We start from the raw sequence: 18,154 nt of genomic DNA on the forward strand, positions 1-18,154 counted from the left end.
TCGATGGGACGACGGGCGGGAAGTGCCCGCCCGTCGCCCGCCGCCCCCCAGGACTGCCGGGACCCAGACCCCGGCGTCCGATCTGGATGGTCGACGACGACCAGCACCCGCTACACCGTCGGTCGATGATGCCCGACGCCACCGAGCGGCCGCCCCGTACCGCGGCTGCTCGTCCTGGCAGCCGGCCGCCCCCTCGGCCGGTTCTCGGACATGGGCCGCCCCTCGGCCGTAGGCCGACACCTCACGCCGTGAAGCAGACGCGCCCGCCGTCGGCCATCAGCCCCTGACCATGATTCGATGGGGGAGTGACCCTGCTCGACGCGGTGGTGGTGGGCTCAGGACCCAACGGCCTGGCGGCCGCGGTCACGCTCGCCCGCGCAGGGCTCGGCGTCCGCGTCCTCGAGGCCCAGCCGACGGTCGGCGGTGGCGCCCGCACCCTCGCGATTCCCGAGCTCGGCGGCGACATGCTGTTCGACCTCTGTTCCGCCGTGCACCCCATGGCCTGGGCGTCGCCGTTCTTCCGGGACTTCGATCTTTCTGCGCGCGGTGTCGAGCTCGTCGCGCCCGAGGTCGCCTACGCGCAGCCCTTGGACGGCGATCGCGCCGGGCTCGCCTTCCGTGACCTGACGCGGACCGCGGACCGGCTCGGTCCCGACGGCGGCGCCTGGCGCGACCTGCTGGGTCCGCTCGCCGCCGACTGGCGGCAGGTCACGGCGCTGGCCATGGGGGACAAGCGGACCGTGCGCGGCATGCTGGAGGGCGTCCGGGGCGCCGGCGGGCACACGGTGACCGCGTCGGGGCTCGCCTCGATGGTCCGGCCCGGCCTGCGGTTCGCTGCCGCGCTCCTCGAGCAGGGCGGGCCGCGCTGGGACCGCCGGTTCCTTACGGAGGAGGCGAAAGCGCTGCTCACCGGGGTTGCGGCGCACAACATCACACCGCTCCCCGCGCTCTCCGGTGCCGGCACCGCCCTGCTCCTTGCGGCCCTCGCGCACGCCGACGGCGGCTGGGCGGTCCCCGTCGGGGGATCCCAGGCCATCACGGATGCCATGGTCAGCGACCTGGAGGCGCACGGCGGGACCGTTGAGGTGGGGCGCCGGGTCGACACCTGGGCCGACCTGCCACCCGCCCGCGCGGTGCTGTTCGACACCACGCCGAGCACCCTGCTCCGGGTCGCGGGGGACCGGATCCGGTCGGGGCGGCACGCGGCCCTGCGGCGGTTCCGGCACGGGAACGCGGCGGCCAAGGTCGACTTCGTGCTGGACGGGCCGGTCCCGTGGCGGGTGCCCGACGTCGGACGTGCTGCCACCGTGCACGTCGGCGGGTCCCGGGCGGAGCTGGTGGCGGCGGAGGACAGCGTCGCGCACGGGCTGCACGCCGACCATCCGGTGGTCCTGGTCAGCGACCCGAGCATCGCCGACCCGAGCCGGTCGCGCGGTGGCACGCGGCCCCTGTGGACCTATGCGCACGTGCCGGCCGGCTCGACGCAGGACGTGACGGAGTCGGTCACCCGGCAGATCGAGCGGTTCGCTCCGGGCTTCCGCGACGTCGTCGTTGGCTCGCGGTGCCTACCTGCCGCGCAGATGGAGCGCCACAACCAGAACTACCTGGGCGGCGACATCTCCGCGGGGGCGGCCACGATGTGGCAGATGGTCGCGCGGCCCACGCTCGCGCCCGACCCCTACCAGGTCGCCGAGGGGCTGTACCTGTGCTCCGCCTCGACCCCGCCCGGGCCGGGTGTGCACGGGATGGGGGGCTGGCACGCCGCTCGTCGGGCGCTGCTGCGGGAGTTCGACGTCCGCTCGCTCCCGGACCTCCGCCCGTGACCCACCCGACCCGGACGCGCCTTGCACTCTCATGGTCCGAGTGCCAATAATGTCTTAGCACTCTCCGTTCGAGAGTGACAGCAAGGGTCGAATGGTGAGGCCTCCGGTCACGGCGAGACATGATCGTCGGGACGGCAGGCCGTCCGTCGCGGGCACCGGCCGGCCTGGACAAGCCACCAGCGGAGGATTCATCCCCATGGCCAAGATCATCGCTTTCGACGAGGAAGCTCGTCGGAGCATGGAGCGCGGGCTCAACCAGCTCGCCGACACGGTGAAGGTCACGCTCGGCCCGAAGGGCCGCAACGTCGTTCTGGACAAGAAGTGGGGTGCCCCCACGATCACGAACGACGGTGTCTCCATCGCCAAGGAGATCGAGCTCGACGACCCGTTCGAGAAGATCGGTGCGGAGCTCGTCAAGGAGGTCGCCAAGAAGACTGACGACGTCGCCGGTGACGGCACCACCACCGCCACCGTGCTCGCCCAGGCGCTCGTGAAGGAGGGCCTGCGCGTCGTTGCCGCCGGGGCCAACCCGATCGCCATCAAGCGCGGCATCGAGAAGGCTGTCGAGGCGGTCACCGAGCAGCTGCTGAACGCTGCCAAGGAGATCGAGACCAAGGAAGAGATCGCTGCCACGGCCGCCATCTCGGCCGGTGACCCGGCGATCGGCGAGCTCATCGCCGAGGCCCTCGACAAGGTGGGCAAGGAAGGCGTCATCACCGTCGAGGAGTCGAACACCTTCGGCCTCGAGCTCGAGCTCACCGAGGGTATGCGCTTCGACAAGGGCTTCCTCGCGCGCTACTTCGAGACGGACCCCGAGCGCCAGGAGGCCGTGCTCGAGGACCCGTACGTCCTGATCGTCGAGTCGAAGATCTCGAACGTCAAGGACATGCTGCCGCTGCTCGACCAGGTCATGAAGTCGGGCAAGTCGCTCCTCATCATCGCCGAGGACGTCGAGGGCGAGGCCCTGGCGACCCTGGTGCTGAACAAGATCCGTGGCACCTTCAAGTCCGTCGCCGTCAAGGCACCGGGCTTCGGCGACCGCCGCAAGGCCATGCTGCAGGACATCGCGATCCTCACCGGTGGCCAGGTCATCACCGAGACGGTCGGCCTCAAGCTGGAGAACGCCACGCTCGAGGAGCTCGGCCAGGCGCGCAAGGTTGTCGTCACCAAGGACGAGACCACGATCGTCGAGGGTGCCGGCGACGCCGACCTCATCGCCGGTCGCGTGAACCAGATCCGCAGCGAGATCGACAAGTCGGACTCCGACTACGACCGCGAGAAGCTCCAGGAGCGCCTCGCCAAGCTGGCCGGCGGCGTGGCCGTCATCAAGGCCGGCGCGGCCACCGAGGTGGAGCTCAAGGAGCGCAAGCACCGCATCGAGGACGCCGTTCGCAACGCGAAGGCTGCCGTCGAGGAGGGCATCGTCGCCGGTGGTGGCGTGGCCCTCATCCAGGCCGGTGCCGTCGCGTTCGCCAAGCTCGAGCTCGAGGGTGACGAGGCGATCGGCGCCACGATCGTGCGTGCCGCCATCGACGCGCCGCTCAAGCAGATCGCCATCAACGCCGGCCTCGAGGGCGGCGTCGTGGCGGAGAAGGTGCGCAACCTCCCGGCCGGTCAGGGCCTCAACGCCGCGACCGGCGTGTACGAGGACCTGCTCGCCGCGGGTGTGAACGACCCGGTCAAGGTGACCCGTTCTGCTCTGCAGAACGCGGCCTCCATCGCCGCGCTGTTCCTCACCACCGAGGCAGTTGTCGCCGACAAGCCGGAGCCCGCGGGCGCCCAGGGCGGCGACCCCACGGGTGGCATGGGCGGCATGGACTTCTGAGTCCGGCCTGACCCTCTCGGGTCGACCCTCTCGGGTCGACCGGAGTACCTGTCCGACGCCGGCCGGTCACCTTCTCCACGGAGGGTGACCGGCCGGCGTCGGCCATTTCCAGGCATTGCTAGGAGAACATGCGCGTGGCCGCGGCCTCCGCCTCCGCGTACGTGCGGGCCGCGGCGGCCAGGGCGGCCTGGATCGCGTCCAGGGCGCCCTCCACCTGGGCCTGCGCGCCGCGCCACTGCGCGACGGTGCCACCGAACGCGGCAGCCGCGGGCCCGTGCCAGCTCGCCTGCAGCGCGTCGAGGTTACGCATGAGCGCCCCCACCTCCGTGCGCACCGTCGCCACCGAACCCGCCACCGCGGCGCCCGCCTGCTCCACCTGGTCGCTGTCGACCTCGAACCGCATGGCCATCACCTCCCGCGCGCCGGACCGTCCGGCGCCACCTCACCGACGGTAGGTGGACGCGGTCCGGCGGCGGAGGGCACCAGCGGGGTGCTGTGCACGGGCACGGCAGAGGCCGGGGTGTGGTCGTGCTCGAACCGCTCCGGTGCCGTACGGAGCGCCTGTCTCAGGCAGAGCCGAGCTTCGCCTGCTCCTTGCGCAGCCGGTGCAGCTCCATGTCGAGGTTCTGCCGCGCGGGCTCCTCCCAGGCGGCGCCCATCGGGCTCAGGAACAGCGACCTGCGGGCGAGCAGCCGCTCGATGACCCGGATCCGGGCCTTGAGGTACACGTCGATGGGGATGTGCGCGTACTCCTGGCGCACCGCGGCCTTGTACTCCTTGTAACGCTGGGGTTCGGCGGCGAGCATCGCAAGGTCGGCGTCGTTGAGCACGGCGGCGTCGAAGTCCGCCGGGTCCGGCGCATGCCGGACTATGGCGTTCACCAGTGCGGCCACGCGCTCGGCGGCACGCGTGGGCACGCCGAGCCCTGTCAGCTCCTCGCGGGCGAGGAGCGCGGACGCGGTGGTCTGCTCGCCGCCCTGCGAGGCCTCGGCCACCTTCTTCTCGGAGCTGAACACCGCACCGTGGTACCAGGCGGCGAGGCGCACCAGGTCGGGCTCGTGCGTCTCCTCGGCCAGCTGGTCCACCCGGTGCAGGACGGCGGCCAGGTGTCGCAGGTTGTGGAAGTGCCGGTGCTCGTCGGCCCAGCGGCCCAGCAGGGTCTGGCCGACTTCCTCGATCGCCTCGGTGTCCGCCGTGGCGCCCGCGCCCACAGCACTGCGGACGAACGACGTGAGCAACCACTGCGGCGCGTCAGACGCGAGCACGCCCATGTGAATTCTGCCTAACGGTTGAGGTCGGTCACTGCACCGCCAGCCTATTACCGAAACCGTCAGCCGCGGCTACCACCGTCTTGGATCGTGATCATCGGGGCGCGGCCCGGTAGGGGACGACGCAGGTCAGAGGGGCAGAGAGACCTGGACGGTGAGGCCGCCGCCGGGGGTGTCGGAAACCTCGACGTGCCCGCCGTGGGCGCCGGCGATCGCCGCGACGATGGCCATCCCGAGCCCCGAGCCGCCCGACTCGCGGGTGCGGGACGAGTCCGCGCGATAGAACCGCTCGAAGATCCGCTTGCCCTGTTCCTCGGTGAGGCCGGGTCCGTGGTCGCGCACCTCGAGCACCGCGACGCCGTCGGCCTGCCGGATGCCGAGCGCGATCTCCGCGGGTGTACCCGCCGGTGTGTGCCGTGCGACGTTTCCGATGAGGTTGGTGACGACCTGTCGCAGCCGGTCGCTGTCGCCCTCGACGACCAACGTGTCGGGAACCTGTCCCGCGGGGTCGTCCGGGGCGGCTTCGGCGAGGAGCGGCACCAGCACCACCTCGCGGGTCGGGTCCAGCGCGTGCAGGTCCTGGACCGAGTCGCGGGCGAGGGCGACGAGGTCGACGTCCTCCCGGGCGACCGGGCGCCCCTCGTCCAGCCGGGCCAGCACCAGCAGGTCGTTGACCAGCGTGCCCATGCGCCGCGCGGCGTCCTCGATGCGGAGCATGGTGTCGTCCACCTTGTCGGTGGTGTCCAGGGCGCCCATCCGGTACAGCTCGCCGTACCCGCGGATGGTCGCGACCGGTGTGCGCAGCTCGTGGGAGGCGTCCGAGACGAACTGCCGCATCCGCACCTCGGAGGCCTCCTGTGCGGCGAAGGCCCGCTCGATCTGCGTCAGCATGGCGTTGAGCGACGTCGCGAGCGAGCCCATCTCCGTCCCGGGCGGGGCCTCCGGGACGCGTAGCGTGAGATCGCCGGCGGCGATCTGTGCGGCCGTGTGCTCGACGGTCCGGAGCGATCGCAGGGAGCGCTCGACCAGGACCCACGCGGTGAGCCCGCCGAGCAGCACGATGCCCAGGCCGGACATGATCAGGGTCTGGGTCAGGATCGAGACAGTCTTGTCCATACCGACGAGGGGCAGCGACACCTGGACGACGGCCGGCTCACCGGTCGCCCGGATCGTCACGGGCAGAGCGACCACCCGCCAGCTCTGGCTCCCCGAGGTGTTGGTCGCGGCGCCCACGGTGAACGGCTCGCGGTGGGTGTCGCCGGCCTCCTTCAAGGTCATGGTAGGCAGGTCGGGTCGGCCGTAACGTGAGGCCGCCTGGACACCGAGCTCCCTGACCTCGCCGTCGTCGTAGGTGATCCGGACGAAGTAGTCGCTGGGCAGTGCCTGCGGGATGTCCGACTGGAGGGACAGGAGGATCGGGTTCACGTCGACCGACGCGGTGCGCAGCTCGTTGTCGACCTGCTCGACGAGGAAGCGCGACACCACCGTCGTCGTCGCGACCGCCGCGATGCCCAGCCCTGCGGCGAGCAGCAGCGAGATGATCGCGACCAGCCGGGCGCGCAGCGGGATGCCGGACAGGCGCTCCTTGGTCCGCTCAAGCACGGGCAGGCTGCGGGGCGCGGAGCAGGTACCCCACTCCGCGCTTCGTGTGGATCAGGGGTGGCAAGGGCTCGCCGTCGACCTCCACGGCGTCGATCTTGCGCCGCAGATAGGAGATGTAGGACTCGACGATGTTCGCGTCGCCGCCCCAGTCGTACTGCCACACGTGGTCCAGGATCTGCGCCTTGGACAGGACGCGCCCGGCGTTGAGCATGAGGTAGCGCAGCAGCTTGAACTCGGTGGGGGACAGGTCCACCTCGACGCCCGCGCGGCGCACCTCGTGCGAGTCCTCGTCCATCTCCAGGTCGCCGACGTGCAGCACCGCCTCCTCCTCGGGGGCGGGCACGCCCGTGCGGCGCAGCACCGCACGGATCCGGGCCACCACCTCTTCGAGGCTGAAGGGCTTGGTCACGTAGTCGTCGCCGCCCACGGTGAGGCCCTGCACCTTGTCCTGCGTGTCGTCCTTCGCGGTCAGGAAGACGACGGGGGTGTGCCGGCCGGTCGCCCGCATGCGGCGCGTCACGGTGAACCCGTCCATGTCGGGAAGCATCACGTCGAGCACCACGAGGTCGGGCTCGATGTCGCGGACGAGCTGGAGGGCGCCGTTGCCGTCCGCGGCCGCATGCACCTCGAAACCCGCGAAGCGCAGGGAGGTGGACAGGAGCTCACGAATGTTCGGTTCGTCGTCGACCACGACGAGACGCGCCTCAGGAGTAGCCATGTTTCAAGTGTGCGACCGGTTCCTGAGGAGTGCCTGAGATTCGCCCGGGAAATCGCCCAGGTTTCCGCCGGGGTGATCTGTCCGGCCCGGCACCTGCCACGCGGCTAGGCTGGGGTGCATGTCAGCACCGTTCCCGCAGGTTCCAGGGCAGACGCCCCGGCGCACGTATCTCATCGTCGACGGTGAGAACATCGACGCCACGCTCGGCATGAACGTGCTGAACCGCCGTCCCGCACCCGAGGAGCGTCCCCGCTGGGACCGCATCTCCGCCTTCGCGGAGAAGGTGTGGTCGCAGGACGTGGTGCCGCTGTTCTTCCTCAACGCCACGTCCGGCCAGATGCCGATGCCCTTCGTGCAGGCGCTGCTCGCCATGGGCTACAAGCCCATCCCCCTGGCGGCGCAGGGCTCCGAGAAGGTCGTCGACGTCGGTATCCAGCGCACCCTCGACGCGCTCATGGACCGCCCCGGCGACGTGCTGCTCGCGAGCCACGACGGCGACTTCCTGCCGCAGATCGAGGCGCTGCTCGACGACGACGACCGCCGCGTCGGCCTGCTGGGCTTCCGGGAGTTCGTCAACGCCCGGTTCACGGACCTGGAGCAGCGCGGCCTGGTCATGTACGACCTCGAGGCCGACGCCGACGCGTTCACCACCATGCTGCCGCGCGTTCGGATCATCCCGATCGAGGAGTTCGACCCGCTGCGCTACCTGTAGCGCCCCGCCGTCGGCCGCCCCGGCCCGACTCGTTGAGTGCTGGATATCTGCGGTTCCAGGCGCGCTGGAGGCACAAATATCCAGCACTCAACGGGGTGGTTAGTTGCGGCTGATCGTGATGGTGCCCTCGTAGGCCTCGCGGGCGCCCTGCGGCTGGACCGGGCGGGCGTTGTCGTCGTACGCCGCCTTGAGCACCGCGATCTGCTCCGCCGACAGCTCGATGGGCTCGTGGTAGATGACCCAGTCGACGCCCTCGGTGCACGGCGGCGTCGTGAGGCTGCCCGCGTACTCCTCGAACGTCGGGTCGAAAGGCAGCATCGCGGCGACGTCGATCGGCAGGTCGTCCGTGCCCGGCTCGGCCGCGCCGTCGATGAACGGCTGCCAGTCCTTGTTCTCGGTGTCGCCCTCACGGGCCAGCACGCCGAGCACGAGCACCTGGCCGTCCTCGGTGCTGTGGACGAAGTGGAACTCGGCGTCCAGCGCCTCGCCCTCGACGGTGTGCTCCGACGGCAGGTGGAAGTGCACCTGGGCCAGGTCGAACTCGTTGTCCTTCCACTCGATCTCGGACGCGTCGCCGTCAGGCACGAGCTGGATGGTGTGCCCGGTGTCGACCGACTCGCCGACGGTGGGAGACGACGAGATCCTCGGGTGCTCCGTCAGCTTCTGGTCGGCGTGGTCGGGCAGGTCGATCGGCGACTGCGCGTCGCCGACCTCGCACTCGGCGAAGTCCTTGGCGAGGTGGCCCCACTCGTCGGGGCCCTCCTCGCCGTCGTACGACCAGTGCACCTCGCCCGCTGCGGCGGGCGGCGGAGCGGTGGACGCCGCGTCGTCGGGGGAGCCGCTGGTCGCGCAGGACGCGAGCAGCGGGGCGAGGAGGAGGACGGCAGGCAGGACGAGCTTCTTCATGTGGCTACCTCTCGTGGGGACCATCCGGCCCCCCGAGGACCAGGAGACCGGCAGGTCAAAATACTCCCGATCTCCTGGGCCTGGCCGCCCACCCGAATGTGACGTATGACCGGTTTATTTCGCCGGTGACGGCCACCATGCCCGGACCGTGCCGAGCTTGCGGAGCGTGTCGGGGCGTCCACCTCCGAACCCGCCCCCGCCGAATCCGCCGCCGATCCGTGCGGTGGCGGCGCGCCTGCGGGAGCGCACCACGTTCGGGTCGAGCAGGATGCCGCCCAGCATCATGCCGCCGGTGATGGGGCCGTTCTCGTCGGGCCTGCGGGCGCCGTCGGTGTCGGGCTCGGACTCGGCAGCGGCCGCGGTCACGACGGCGTCCGCGTCCGCGCGGGCGAGCCGCGCGGCCTCCTGCACGAGCTTGCTCGCGCGCTGGGCCTCGCCGAGGGCCGCGGCGGGGTCGGTCGGCTGGAGCGAGCGGGCGACGTCGGCCAGCCGGACCGCCTCCGCGAGCCGGGTCCGCGCCGTCGAGCCGACGGCGCCGCGGCGCGTCGCCACGAAGTCGGCGGTCTGCCGGAGCTGCTCGTCGACCCGGCCGAGGGTGTCGCGCAGCAGCGCGGATGCTCGCGCCGCCACCTCGGTGGCGTCGCGGGTCGCGGCCAGGGCGGCGTCGAGCGAGGCCTCCGCGGCGGCGATGCGCTGCAGCCCGGCGAGCGGGTCACCGCCCTCCCGCGTGACCTCGACGTGCTTGAGCGAGGCCTGGGCGGCGGTGCGCGCGAGAGTGACGCGGAAGTCGCCCTCGACGGCACGGGCGGCGACCACGTCCTGGGTCAGCGACGCGATCGACTTGTCCAGCCGTCCTGCCGCCTCCTCCAGGTGCGCGGCGGTGGCGTCCACGGCGTCGAGCAGCATGACCGCCTGGCCGAGCGCGTTCTGCGCGCCCCTGGCGTGTGCGACGGCGACGGCCTTCTGTCCGGCCTCCAGGGCGGAACGTCCGGCGGAGACCGCCGCCTTGGCGTTGACCAGCAGCAGCTCTGCCTGCTCCGGGTTGCCCGACACCATCGCCAGCGTGTCCGCCGGGTACCGCTCCGCGAGCGTCTCCAGCGTGGTGCGCGTGGCGGCCACCCGGTCGGTGACCTCCGGCTCCCGGGTGTCGACGTCGGCCAGGAGCTCGGGCGTGCGCTGCTGCAGGCGGCGCAGGTCGTCGAACGCGCGCGTGCGCGCGTCGAGCGTGTCGGCGGCGCTCTCGCACAGCGCGATGACGTGGTTCAGGCGGGCGCGCCGCTCGGCCTCCGGGAGCGCCGTGCCGTGTGCCCCGGCCGCGGGGACGTCGGCCGCAGAGGTTCCGTCGGGCCCCGCGTCCTGTGCGAGCAGGTCCTCCGCCCGCGCGGTCGCCACGTCCAGCTCCTGCCGGATCGCGAACGCCCGCCGGACGTCGGCTGCGGCGCGCTCCAGGATCAGCTCGAAGTCCCTGGTCGCGTCGGCGCCCAGCTCCGCGCGGGCGAAGCCGAGCTCCTGCTCGCAGGTCTTGAGCGCGTCGTCGATCCCCACCAGGGCGGCGGCGGCACGCTCGTCGAGCACGGCGACGGGCAGGTCGTCGAGCGCGTCGGGCTCCGGCCCGCCGGACGCCGGCGAGCGGTCGCTGAGCGCGGCCAGGCGGGGCCGGAGCCGCGGTGCGGCGAAGCGCCACAGGACGTAACCGAGGACGGCGAGGACCAGCACGCCGGCCACGGCCGCGCCGGCGACCAGGAGGGGGCTGGTCGTGGCCGTGGTGGCCTGGTGGACGGTGTCGGCCGCGTCGGTGGCGGCGGCGGCCCACCGCTCGTCCTCGACGGCGGACGTCACCGCGTCGTCGATGTCGCTGAGCTGCGCGGTGGTGAGCGGCACGTTGGTGTCCGCGGACAGACCGAACTCGTGGTCGGCGGTGGCGATGGCCAGCAGCAGGTCGTCCGGCCCGAGACCGGACTGGTTCGCGCTCGCGTTGGCCCAGTCCACGGGGTCGGTGCCGTCGAAGCTCTCGATGTACACGACGAGCATGCGCAGGTCCGACTCGTCGGCGAGCCGGTCGAGTGCGGCGTCCACGTCCTGGCGCTCGGCGTCGCCGAGCGCGCCCGCGCCGTCCGTCACCTGGGTGGTGAGCGTGATCGGTGGCGACGCGGGAAGCACGTCCGACATCAGCTCCGCCTGGGTCGCCGCGGACAGGCGCGGCGACACCGACGGCACCGGCTCGCCGGGCGCGCTGACCGTCGCGTTGGCGGCCTGCGAGGTGGCCGCCAGAACGATTCCGACGAGGCCTGCGAAGGCCACGACGGCCCAACCCCCGGATGCCCGGGTGCCGGTTTGCTGCGGATGCTCGTGTCTTGCTGGGGACTCGATCACGTCCCTGATCGTCACCCCGGGTTCAAGACCGCGCAAACCGAGAGGGCCTCGTTGCGCATATGCAACGAATCCTCAGGTAAACGCCCAGCGTGAAGCGCATTTTCACAGCCGGTCAGGGGGCCGGCGAACCGGCTGGTGACTCGTCCAGGTCCTCGGCGTCCACGATGCGGTAGGCGTACCCCTGCTCGGCCAGGAACCGCTGCCGGTGGGCGGCGAAGTCCTGGTCCACGGTGTCGCGCGCGACGACCGCGTAGAAGTGCGCGGTACGGCCGTCGGCCTTGGGGCGCATGATGCGCCCGAGGCGCTGGGCCTCCTCCTGGCGGGAGCCGAAGGAGCCCGACACCTGTATCGCCACCGACGCCTCCGGCAGGTCCACCGAGTAGTTGGCGACCTTGCTCACCACGAGGCGGGAGATCTCGCCCTCGCGGAACGCCCCGAAGAGCCGCTGCCGCTCCTTGTTGGTGGTCGCCCCGGTGATGATCGGCGCGCCGAGGTGCTCGGCCAGCTCCTCGAGCTGGTCGATGTACTGCCCGATCACGAGCACCTGGTCGTCCGGGTGGCGCGCCACGATCTGCTCCACCACCTCCTTCTTGCCCGACGCCGACGCGGCGAGCCGGTACTTGTCCTCCATCTCGGCCGTCGCGTACGTCATGCGCTCGCTCTCCGGGAGTGTGAGCCGCACCTCCACGCAGTCGGCGGGCGCGATGTAGCCCTGCGCCTCGATGTCCTTCCACGGCGCGTCGAACCGCTTGGGCCCGATCAGGCTGAACACCTCGTCCTCGCGGCCGTCCTCGCGCACCAGGGTGGCCGTCAGGCCGAGGCGGCGCCGGGCCTGGAGGTCCGCCGTCATCCGGAAGACCGGGGCGGGCAGCAGGTGAACCTCGTCGTAGAGCACCAGGCCCCAGTCCCGGGCGTCCAGCAGCTCGAGGTGCGTGTAGACGCCCTTCCGCTTGGTGGTGAGCACCTGGTACGTGGCGATCGTGACCGGCTTGATCTCCTTGCGGGCGCCGGAGTACTCGCCGATCTCGTCCTCGGTCAGGCTCGTGCGCCGCACCAGCTCGTCGCGCCACTGGCGCGCGCTGACGGTGTTGGTCACGAGGATGAGCGTCGTCGTGCCCGACTTCGCCATGGCACCGGCACCGACGATCGTCTTGCCCGCGCCGCAGGGCAGCACCACGACACCCGACCCGCCGTGCCAGAACCCGTCGACGGCCTGCGCCTGGTAGGGGCGCATCTCCCAGGCCGCGGCCTTCTCGTGCTCGGTCCGCGGCTTGGTGACGGGGCTCAGCTCGATCGGGTGCTTCTCGCCGTCGACGTAGCCCGCGAGGTCCTCGGCCGGCCAGCCGAGCTTGAGCAGCACCTGCTTGAGGTGGCCGCGCTCGGAGGGGTGCACCAGGACCGTGGAATCGTCCAGCCGCTCGCCGACCAGGCCCGCGGTGCGCCGCGACTTCAGCACCTCCGCGAGGACCGCCCGGTCGGTGGTGCGCAGCACGAGGCCGTGCGCCGGGTCCTGCACCAGCTGGAGGCGCCCGTAGCGGGCCATCGTCTCGGCTACGTCGACCAGCAGCGCGTGCGGCACCGGGTAGCGGCTGAACTCGAGGAGCGTGCTCACGACCTGTTCCGCGTCGTGGCCGGCCGCACGAGCGTTCCACAGACCCAGCGCCGTCAGGCGGTAGGTGTGCACGTGCTCGGGTGCGCGCTCCAGCTCGGCGAACGGCGCGATCGAGCGCCGCGCCCTCTCGGCGCTCGGGTGGTCGACCTCCAGCAGGAGCGTCTTGTCGCTCTGCACGATCAACGGGCCGTCGGGCATGGGGTCTCCCTCAGTTCAGTCTGGTATTGCTCTACTGCGGCCGACGGCGGGACTGCGGCCTACGGCGTGGATGTCGTCGGCAGGACCGACGCGATGCGGTGGACGGCGATCGTCAGCTCGGCCTCTCTGTCCGGGTCGAGAGCACGGAGCCTTCCGCCGTCGAGGTTCAGGGGTTTCAGCTCGCGGCGCTCCAGCCGGCCGGTGTGGCCGGCCACCTCGACGATCACCGTGGAGCCGTCGCGGAGCGCATCACGCAGCAATGCCAACCCGTCAGCGGGGTGCTGTGTTCCCGGGTCGTCGTCGAGCGCGTCGGGGTCGGGGACCGCGGCCCGGGTCACCGGACGGTCCAGGGCAGGGGCGTCGGCCGCCGGCAGCGGCTCCAGGGCACCCTGCCGCGGCCGGTCGCCCGGCGTCTCCGTCCTGGTCACGGGACCGACCACCCGGTAGCCGCGCAGCGGGAGGCTGCCACCGGACGTCGAGACCGTCCGCGCCACCTCCGCCGCGTCGGCCCTTGCCCGCGCACCGGCGCGCGCCGCGTCCTCGACGGCGCGCAGCTCGGCGACCAGGGCCTCCGGGTCGGGAGCACGGTCGACGACGTCGGATCCGGTGCCCATCCGGATGGCGGCCGCCGAACGGGGAGCGGGCATCGCCCGGCCCGTCACACCGCGGCGGGCCACGAGCACGCGCCCGTCCGGCCCCTCGAGGGCGGAGACCAGGCCGCGCTTGCGCAGGGCCTCGTGCAGGGTGGCCGCGGGGACGGACGCCGCGAGCACCGTCGGAGCGAGCCGCACCAGGCCGAGGCCGACGAGCGTCGGGTCGTACTCCAGGCCCGCCAGCACCGTGGCGTCGGCGGCGCGCAGGTACGACGACGCCGTGCCCACCCGCACCGCACCGTGCCGCCGGGCGGTGTCCCGGACCAGGTACTCCAGGGGCTGCGGTACCGGCACGGGCGACCGGTGGGCGAGCTCGTCGAGCATGCCGTCAGCGGTCTCGCCCTGATCGAGCGCCCGCGTGACGGACGCCGGGCTGAACCGCACGGTCGTCGCGGCACCCCGCGACTCGATGTCCGTCGACCGCTCCAGGAGCCGCGCGAGCTCGCGCGACGGACGCCCGGGGACTATCCCCGTCAGGTCGCCCTGGAGCAGGATCTCGTCCACCTCGTGCGGCAGGACGGCGCGCAGCGCCCCGGCGACATCGCCGGCCGGGGTGGCCAGCAGGGCGCGGCCCGGTGTCGAGAGCGCGCCGGCCCCGGTCACACCCAGCCATTCCGCCTCGGCGAGCAGGCCCTCGACGGCGGTCGCCGGCGGCACGGAGCGCGGCGTGTGCCAGGTCAGCACCTCGACCACCGCCTCGGGCGTGGGGGCGAGGACCGTGTCGCCGGTCGGTTCGTCCGCCAGCACCCGCAGCACGCCGTTGCGCAGCCGGGGTACCCACGGCCGCTGGAGGTCGGGGGACAGCGGCGCCCGGAGCGCCCCCTTGTCGTCGCGCGAGCCCACCAGCCACGGCGCGCGGCGAGAGGCCAGCCAGGCCTCGACCAGCCGCGCCCAGCGGGCGGCGTCGTCCAGGTCGTCCCAGTCGGTGACGGTCGGCACGTACGCCGGAGGCGCGTCACCGTCGTCGCGCACCAGGCCCGCGAGGGCGGCGACCTCGACCACGAACGCGGTCGCGCGCTCGTCCGTCTCCAGCAGGGTCGCGACCCTGCGCAGATCCCGTACGCCCAGGCCCCCGGCCCGCAGGACCGACGGCGGGTTCTCGTCCCAGGACTGGCGCAGCAGCCGGACCCGTCGGACGAGCTCGAGAGCGGCGCTCGCCGCCTCGGCGTCGGCGGTCGCGGTCCGGACGGCGCGGCCCTGCGGCTCGGGTGGACGCGTGTGCGCGGCGCGATGGGTGTGCCCGTCGCGGAGCGCCAGCCCGACCAGGCGCGGCAGCACGACGTGCCGCGCGTCCGACCGGACCAGGAGGTGCTCGGTGACCAGCCAGTTCACCGCGTCGCGCGGCCGGGTGCCCGCGGCAGGCACGACACCGACCGGCGGACCCCAGGCGAGCGCGTCGAGGATCGCGCGGGCACCGGGCGGGGCCTCGGCGAGAAGCGTGTCGAGCGCCGCTGTCGTCCCGGTGCCGCTCCGGGCGGACCCGAGCGCGTCCCCGACCGCCTCGGTCAGGCCGTCCGGGACGGGATCGAGGTGCGGCCCCAGGCCCGCCGGGTTCGGACCCAGCAGCTCGTCGAGACCGGGCGCCGTGCGCAGGTCGAGCGTGGTGCCGTACGCGCCCCCGGCGTCCCAGAGCAGTGCCTGGTCGACGGCGCGGCGGACGGCGGCGTCGACCAGGGGGCCGTCCTCCGCCGAACCGCCCAGCGCCCAGGTGACCATCTCGGTGCTGATCGGCCCGGACGGCGGGCGGACCGGCTCCAGGGCGAGCACGGCCTCCAGGACCTGCAGGGTGAGCGCGTCGGCGCGCGCGAGGGCTCGCTCGAGCGAGGTACGACTGGAGGCGCGGGCCGCGAGCGAGCGGAGCGTCGAGGGAGAGGGGGCTGCAAGATCAGGACGGGCGCGCAGAAGCGCGGCGAGCGCGGTGTCCGAGCGCTGCCGGAGGTCGTCGGCGAAGTGCCGCGTGGCCGCCGCCGGCGCTGCGGGGAGCGAGGAGGCCATCCTGATGATGCTACGCGCGTTTCCTGGACCGGAGTCCGGCCGGTCCACGCCCCGGGTGTCCGTCAGACCCGCGCGGTGCGGCGGCAGACCTCCTCCCACGGCGTCGGTTCGATGCCGAAGCGGGTGCGGGCCGCCGAGTCGTCCAGGACGTACGGACGTTCCCACTGGTAGATGATCTCGCGCATCTCCCGCAGGAACGGGGAGGCCAGGGCGGCCGCACTCAGGGCGGCGCCGCGCAGGGAGGAGATCCTCACCGGCGGCTTGCCGGCGCTCGCCAGGACGTCGGTGAGCGCCTGTGTCTGGGTGACCGCCGGGTTGCTCGGCACGTGCCACACCCGGCCGTGGGCACCCGGGTCCTCGGCGGCGGCGACCAGGGTGCGGGCCGCGTCCGCGACGTCGGTGAAGGTGTGGGGCTGGTCCGTCCGGCCCATCATCAGGGCGCGCCTGCCCCGCAGTGCGTCGGGGACCAGGCGCGAGATGTGGCCGTTGCCCCCGACACCGCGCCCCATGTAGTCGGAGCCGCGGATCTCGACGGCACGGATCCGTCCGGCGTCGTGCGCCGCCTTGGCGTCCGCCCACATCCGGGCGCGGAGGCGCCCCTTGTGGTCGGTCGCGGCGTCGGGCAGGTCCTCCGAGATGGGGACGTCGACCGGTCCGTAGGGGTAGAGCGTGCCGGTGATCGCGTAGACGGCGCCGGACCGTTCGGCGGCCGACAGGAGCGACGCGGCGAGCGGCGGCCAGACGCGCTCCCACTGGGTGTAGTCGGCCGGGTTGGCGCAGTTGTAGAGGTGGTCCGTGCCCTCGGCGGCGCGGGCCAGCGCGTCGGCGTCCGAGGCGTCGAGGGCGAGGTGCTCGACGCCGTCGATCCCGGTGCCGCGGCCGGAACGACTCACGACGGTGACGCGTGAACCGCGCTCGGCCAGGAGGGCGGCGACGTGGCGGCCGATGGGGCCGGCGCCGACGATGAGGTGACGATCCGACATGATCATTGCTCCATTCTGAGAGCGGTGCTCTCGTTGCGTACCGTCAGCGTGGCACGAGCGAGTGCGCCTTGGCAAGAGCGGTGCTCGCGTTTGTGTGCGGTGATCTGTTCGTGCCACCCTGGACCGCATGAGCCCGGCCCGAACCGCCCGAGCCCTCGCCCGCGAGGCCATCACCCGCGAGATCCTCGACTCCGCCCGTGCACGGCTGAGCACGGACGGCGCCGCCGCGCTGTCGCTCCGTGCCGTGGCCCGCGACGTCGAGATGGTCTCCTCGGCCGTCTACCGGTACTTCCCGAGCCGGGACGCCCTGCTCACCGCCCTGCTCATCGAGTCGTACGACGAGCTCGGCACCGCTGCGGAGGCCGCGGACGCCGGCGTCGCCGACCGGTCGGACGTCACCGGCCGCTGGCTCGCCACCTTCCGCGCCGTCCGGACCTGGTGCGTCGGGCACCCGGGGGAGTTCGGGCTGCTCTACGGCACGCCGGTGCCCGGCTACGCCGCCCCGCGCGACACCGTCGACCCGGCCACCCGGGTCGTGCGGGTACTCATCCGCATCGTGGGAGACGCCTACGCGGCCGGCGCGCGCCCGCGGGTGATCCCGTCCGCGGGCTCCACCCCGGGCGTCGTGTCCCCTCCGGACACCATCGCGCCGGCGCTGGACTTCGTGGCGAGGCACGGGCTCATGACGGGCACCGAGCCGTCGGATCCCGAGCTGCCCGAGACGGTCCGCCGCGCCGTCATGGCATGGACCGAGCTGTTCGGCGTGATCTCGTTCGAGCTGTTCGGGCACCAGGTGGGCTCGATAGCCGATCCCGAGGCGTGGCTGGACGAGGTGGCGCTCCGGCTCGCCGCGGACCTGGGTATCCGGGCGTGAGACGCTGCGGGCGAACCGCCCGGACCGGGCTCTGAACCGGTCCTGAACCGGTCTTGAACCGGTCGTCCGGGCGAAGAGTGCGCAATGCATGCGACGCGGCAGGCTTCCGCCCGGTAACCTGGTGCTTCCGGTCCAGGTGGCGCGCTCAGCTCGCAGCAGCCAGGACCGTCCTGCAGTTTCCACGAGCAGTACCGACAAGCACAGAAGAAGGTCGCAGTGCCCACCGGCAAGGTCAAGTGGTTCGACACCGACAAAGGCTTCGGTTTCATCGCCAACGAGGACGGAGGCGAGGTATTTCTGCACGCCTCCGCGCTGCCCGAGGGCGTCGTCCCCAAGCCGGGCACACGGGTGGACTTCGGGGTGGCCGACGGCCGCCGCGGCCCCCAGGCGCTCGCAGTCAAGGTGCTGGACGCCGCGCCGTCGGTCGCCAAGGCGAAGCGGAAGCCCGCCGACGACATGGCTGTGATCGTCGGCGATCTCACGCAGCTGCTGGACGGCGTGGCGAACGACCTGCGCAAGGGGCGTTATCCGAAGAATCCGGAGACGCTCGCCAAGATGCTGCGCAAGGTCGCAGACGACTTCGACGCCTGAACCCCCACGAGGTCCCGAGGA

General features: G+C 72.6%; 14 protein-coding genes. 5 read left to right on the forward strand and 9 right to left on the reverse strand.

Annotated features, from left to right (window positions below):
- Positions 1-305: 305 nt before the first annotated feature.
- Positions 306-1,823: a phytoene desaturase family protein gene (locus tag LUU90_RS20365; protein ID WP_275005703.1), complete on the forward strand. Its 1,518-nt coding sequence runs from the start codon at positions 306-308 to the stop codon at positions 1,821-1,823.
- A gap of 196 nt (positions 1,824-2,019) precedes the next feature.
- The gene (gene groL / locus LUU90_RS20370; protein WP_275005705.1) at positions 2,020-3,648 is read left to right on the forward strand and encodes a chaperonin GroEL; all 1,629 of its coding nucleotides are present in this window, start codon (positions 2,020-2,022) and stop codon (positions 3,646-3,648) included.
- Positions 3,649-3,766: 118 nt separating this feature from the next.
- Here groL and LUU90_RS20375 read toward each other — a convergent pair whose 3' ends face one another.
- The 4 genes from LUU90_RS20375 to LUU90_RS20390 form a co-directional block, all read right to left on the reverse strand.
- On the reverse strand, positions 3,767-4,051 hold the full coding sequence (locus LUU90_RS20375; protein WP_274995017.1) for a WXG100 family type VII secretion target: 285 nt from the start codon (positions 4,049-4,051) through the stop codon (positions 3,767-3,769).
- A gap of 163 nt (positions 4,052-4,214) precedes the next feature.
- The gene (locus LUU90_RS20380) at positions 4,215-4,919 is read right to left on the reverse strand and encodes an HD domain-containing protein (RefSeq protein WP_275005706.1); all 705 of its coding nucleotides are present in this window, start codon (positions 4,917-4,919) and stop codon (positions 4,215-4,217) included.
- A 126-nt stretch (positions 4,920-5,045) separates the two neighbouring features.
- The gene (locus LUU90_RS20385) at positions 5,046-6,518 is read right to left on the reverse strand and encodes a sensor histidine kinase (protein WP_275005708.1); all 1,473 of its coding nucleotides are present in this window, start codon (positions 6,516-6,518) and stop codon (positions 5,046-5,048) included.
- On the reverse strand, positions 6,511-7,236 hold the full coding sequence (locus tag LUU90_RS20390) for a response regulator transcription factor (RefSeq protein ID WP_275005709.1): 726 nt from the start codon (positions 7,234-7,236) through the stop codon (positions 6,511-6,513). Before LUU90_RS20390 ends, LUU90_RS20385 begins: the two co-directional genes overlap by 8 nt.
- Positions 7,237-7,354: 118 nt before the next feature.
- Here LUU90_RS20390 and LUU90_RS20395 point away from each other — a divergent pair, with 118 nt between their 5' ends.
- A complete protein-coding gene (locus tag LUU90_RS20395) occupies positions 7,355-7,948 on the forward strand; it encodes an NYN domain-containing protein (protein WP_275005710.1) in 594 nt (197 codons plus the stop codon).
- 99 nt (positions 7,949-8,047) lie between these two features.
- Here the strand turns inward: LUU90_RS20395 and LUU90_RS20400 are convergent, their stop codons facing one another.
- The 5 genes from LUU90_RS20400 to LUU90_RS20420 all read right to left on the reverse strand — a co-directional run bounded on the left by LUU90_RS20400 (position 8,048) and on the right by LUU90_RS20420 (position 16,668).
- Positions 8,048-8,854, reverse strand: a complete 807-nt coding sequence (locus tag LUU90_RS20400; RefSeq protein ID WP_275005712.1) for a carbonic anhydrase — start codon at positions 8,852-8,854, stop codon at positions 8,048-8,050.
- Between the two features lie 114 nt (positions 8,855-8,968).
- Positions 8,969-11,155 (reverse strand): TPM domain-containing protein, encoded by a 2,187-nt coding sequence (locus tag LUU90_RS20405; protein WP_275005713.1) that lies wholly within the window; start codon positions 11,153-11,155, stop codon positions 8,969-8,971.
- A 184-nt stretch (positions 11,156-11,339) separates the two neighbouring features.
- The gene (locus tag LUU90_RS20410; protein WP_275005714.1) at positions 11,340-13,037 is read right to left on the reverse strand and encodes a DNA repair helicase XPB; all 1,698 of its coding nucleotides are present in this window, start codon (positions 13,035-13,037) and stop codon (positions 11,340-11,342) included.
- 59 nt (positions 13,038-13,096) lie between these two features.
- Positions 13,097-15,685 (reverse strand): helicase-associated domain-containing protein, encoded by a 2,589-nt coding sequence (locus LUU90_RS20415; RefSeq protein ID WP_275005715.1) that lies wholly within the window; start codon positions 15,683-15,685, stop codon positions 13,097-13,099.
- Positions 15,686-15,747: 62 nt separating this feature from the next.
- Positions 15,748-16,668, reverse strand: coding sequence for an NAD-dependent epimerase/dehydratase family protein (locus LUU90_RS20420; RefSeq protein WP_275005716.1), 921 nt, complete (start codon positions 16,666-16,668; stop codon positions 15,748-15,750).
- Between the two features lie 127 nt (positions 16,669-16,795).
- Between LUU90_RS20420 and LUU90_RS20425 the strand changes: the two genes are divergently transcribed.
- Entirely contained in the window at positions 16,796-17,542 is a 747-nt protein-coding gene (locus LUU90_RS20425) for a TetR/AcrR family transcriptional regulator (protein WP_275005719.1), read from the forward strand.
- Between the two features lie 216 nt (positions 17,543-17,758).
- The gene (locus tag LUU90_RS20430) at positions 17,759-18,133 is read left to right on the forward strand and encodes a cold-shock protein (RefSeq protein ID WP_274995031.1); all 375 of its coding nucleotides are present in this window, start codon (positions 17,759-17,761) and stop codon (positions 18,131-18,133) included.
- Positions 18,134-18,154 lie beyond the last annotated feature (21 nt).

The organism is Promicromonospora iranensis (assembly GCF_028994775.1).
GTDB classification, from domain to species: Bacteria; Actinomycetota; Actinomycetes; order Actinomycetales; family Cellulomonadaceae; genus Promicromonospora; species Promicromonospora iranensis_A.